Source organism: Sulfurovum sp., assembly GCF_036568385.1.
Lineage (GTDB): Bacteria > Campylobacterota > Campylobacteria > Campylobacterales > Sulfurovaceae > Sulfurovum.
On sequence record NZ_DATCSP010000022.1, the window covers coordinates 1 to 3042 of the forward strand.

Here is a 3042-nt window from a genome sequence, read left to right on the forward strand (position 1 = left end):
GTCGCATCTGACAGGCTCTTTCGAGAATTTTCAATATGTGCTGAAAACTTTCTGCTTAGCTCAAATTCTATCTCATACTCTCTAAAGATTTGCTTCCATGTTGGAAATTTTTCAAACTTCGCAAGGTAATTTTCGAGCAGATCTTGAGCTGAAATGTCGCATTCCAAGGCCCTGTAGCCATTTTGAGAATTTTTTAAATTGATCCCCATACCACATACTAGCGTATTCTTGTATTTTTGGGTAATGGTTCCGCCTATTTTTTCATCATTCAGGTAAAAGTCATTGGGCCATTTCAACCAGATATCCTGGCCAAGTTCCAAAAGGGTCTGCTTCATGATAAAAGAGAAATAGATAGAAGCAGAGCTTAGAGGCAGGTCTTTGGGCAGATCATCCAGATCTACAGCAATGGAAGCAAAAAAATTTCCTTCTCCCCCTGACCAGCTATTGTCACGACTCCCGATACCGGCATCTTGTTGTTTTGCGATCACCGCGATAGGCGCCTGTACCTTTTGTTTCTCCAATGCGTCCAGCAGATACTTCTGTGTAGAGGCAAGGGTGTCAAATGATACTATCTCCAACTTTCAGCCCCCTTCCTACACAATATGCTTTTGCGGACATCGCTTTTTTGGATGCTGGCTGGATCGTTCCGATCTGCAAAGAACCTTCAACGCATCCCACTACGACACTCTCATCTGCAAAAGAGAGGATCTCAAATGGCTTATTGTGAGAACGTGTTTCAACCAGCGAAAGTTCATCAAATTTTGTACCGTTGGCAGCAAAAATACCTGGCCAACCTTCAAATGCACGGTATTTGTTATAGATCACGCTTGCATCTTCAAAATCTACTTCACCGTCGCTCTTTTTTATCTTTTTACAAAGTGTGGCCTGGCTCTCATCCTGCTTCTCCGCACGGATGTGGTCATAGTTTCTTAGCGTACTTAATGTCAGTCTACAGGCATCCCTGGTAAGTTGTGCCATCAGTGCATGCAGTCTCATGTCCGAAGGGATCTCAAACTCAATTTTTTCAAGCATAGGGCCCGTATCCAGCCCCTCTTCCATCAGCATGGAGGTCACCCCTGTTTTTTTGTCTCCGTGAAGCAAGGCCTGCTGTACCGGTGATGCCCCTCTGTATTTTGGCAAAAGGGAGGCATGCAGATTGATGCAGGGGGCGATCTCCAATATGGTCTTCGGTAAGATCTGTCCAAAGGCTGCCACCACTATAAAATCGGGTTTCACCTCTTTGACAGCATCTTCAATCCCCTCATCACTCAACCGCTTGGGCTGCAACACCTCAATACCGTGTTCGGATGCCAATACTTTCACTGGAGGCGGTGTCATGACCTTCTTGCGTCCTACAGGACGGTCAGGCTGGGTCAGGACCAAAGAGACTTCCATGTCTTCAGCCTGGATCAGTGTATCCAGGATCTCTTTTGCGTAGTGGGGTGTACCCATGTAGACTATGTTGTATTTCATGCTATGCTTCCTGCTCTATGAATTAGACACTATAAGGCCTTGAACAGTGTCCCGCCTTTGTGTTCCTCTTTGATCAGAAAAGCGCTTACATCGCTAAGGTCAAAGCCGCTCGCCAAGAACATCGCTCTGCCTTGCTTCATTAAGAAATCTGCAGATTGAAGTTTCGTCACGATGCCGCCAGTCGCGAACTCATTGTTGGGTGAATGTTCCGCGTTAAGCTCCTCTTCACTGAGCGCATGCACTACGGCTCTGCGCTTCGCATCGTCATATTTGTTCGGATCTTTGTCATAAAAGGCATCAATATCAGAGAGTATCACCAGCAGCGACGCGCCGAAATAGTGTGCCACATGTGCGGAAAGCCTGTCATTGTCGCCAAAAACAAGCTCTTCAATGCTCACGGTGTCATTCTCATTGATAATGGGTACCACATTGTTTTCCAGGAGCGTGTCGATGGCGTTTTTGGCATGGTCTACATGCTCTTTGAACTTAAACACATCCGCACTGAGGAGTACCTGCGAGCAAAGCAGACCGAACTTTGCAAACTTTTCCTGATACATTTTGAGCAAATACGGCTGCCCGATCGCTGCAAGTGCCTGTTTATTGGCCACGATACTTCTGTCCAGGGGCAGCTGTGTATAGCCTGCCGATACCGCTCCTGAACTCACCAGGATCACCTCATAGCCGTTCTCTTTTAACTCCGCTACCAATCCGACCAGTGCCAACATACGGGATTTGGCGATACCCCCGTTCTCCGTAAGCACATGTGAACCGACTTTAATTACAACTCTTTTCATACGCCCCACTTACCCAGCTTCATTTTCTTCTTTAACCTGTTTGATAAAGTCTCCAATGGCATAACGCAATGCTTCTGTATTGGTATGCGCCACAGATGAGATAGGAAGTACAAAGAAGGGTTTGTCTTGCGGCAGTTTGACTCCAAAGTCTGTCTTAAAGCCGTAACTGACGTAGTTTGGATCTGCCTTGTATTTGCCCAGAGTATCATTGGCTTCCAGCCCTATATCTGCCAAAAAGGTTTCTGTCAAGATATTGACCTCCTCTTGCGAGAGAGAATCGATCTTTGTGATCGCTATGGCATGCTTTCTGGTCGCAAGGGTTTCTGAATAGCGCTGCAACTCAACAAGCAGTGTCTCGTACTGATACTTCATCTCTCTGTAGTTTGCCGCATCGATCATCAAGAGCAGGGTTTTGGTTCTCTCGATATGTTTTAAAAACTCCAGCCCCAGACCTCTTCCGTCGCTGGCACCCTCGATAATACCGGGTATGTCCGCCATCATGAAGGAGTCAAAGTCGCCTATATGGACCACACCCAGTTTAGGGGTCAGTGTCGTAAACTCATAGTTCGCTATTTCGGGCCTTGCATTGGAAAGTGTAGAGATCAGCGTCGATTTTCCTACATTCGGATATCCTACCAGACCTACATCTGCGATGAGTTTCATCTCAAGTCTTACATGTTTGGTAATGCCTGGAAGCCCGGGTTGTGCATAGGTCGGCCTTTGGTTACTGGAACTCTTGAAGTGCATATTCCCCAATCCGCCTTTTCCGCCTTCG

The 3042-nt window shown here is 46.6% G+C and carries 4 protein-coding genes; all 4 read right to left on the minus strand.

What is annotated here, in order from left to right:
* The coding region (locus VIM88_RS02365; protein ID WP_331861283.1) for a biotin--[acetyl-CoA-carboxylase] ligase at nucleotides 1–578 on the minus strand (578 nt) is incomplete at its 3' end.
* The gene (gene fmt / locus VIM88_RS02370; protein ID WP_331861284.1) at nucleotides 559–1473 is read right to left on the minus strand and encodes a methionyl-tRNA formyltransferase; all 915 of its coding nucleotides are present in this window, start codon (nucleotides 1471–1473) and stop codon (nucleotides 559–561) included. The genes VIM88_RS02365 and fmt, both read right to left, overlap by 20 nt.
* Nucleotides 1474–1502: 29 nt before the next feature.
* Nucleotides 1503–2267 carry a glutamate 5-kinase gene (proB, locus tag VIM88_RS02375; RefSeq protein ID WP_331861285.1) on the minus strand — a complete coding sequence of 255 codons (765 nt, stop codon included), beginning with the start codon at nucleotides 2265–2267 and terminating at the stop codon, nucleotides 1503–1505.
* A gap of 9 nt (nucleotides 2268–2276) precedes the next feature.
* Nucleotides 2277–3042 (minus strand): Obg family GTPase (locus VIM88_RS02380; protein ID WP_331861286.1); only part of this gene is annotated, 766 nt, incomplete at its 5' end.

Bases quoted from the DNA above. Each gene is read 5' to 3' on its own strand.
- fmt (WP_331861284.1), bottom strand. From the start codon at position 1,473: ATGAAATACAACATAGTCTACATGGGTACACCCCACTACGCAAAAGAG.
- proB (WP_331861285.1), bottom strand. From the start codon at position 2,267: ATGAAAAGAGTTGTAATTAAAGTCGGTTCACATGTGCTTACGGAGAAC.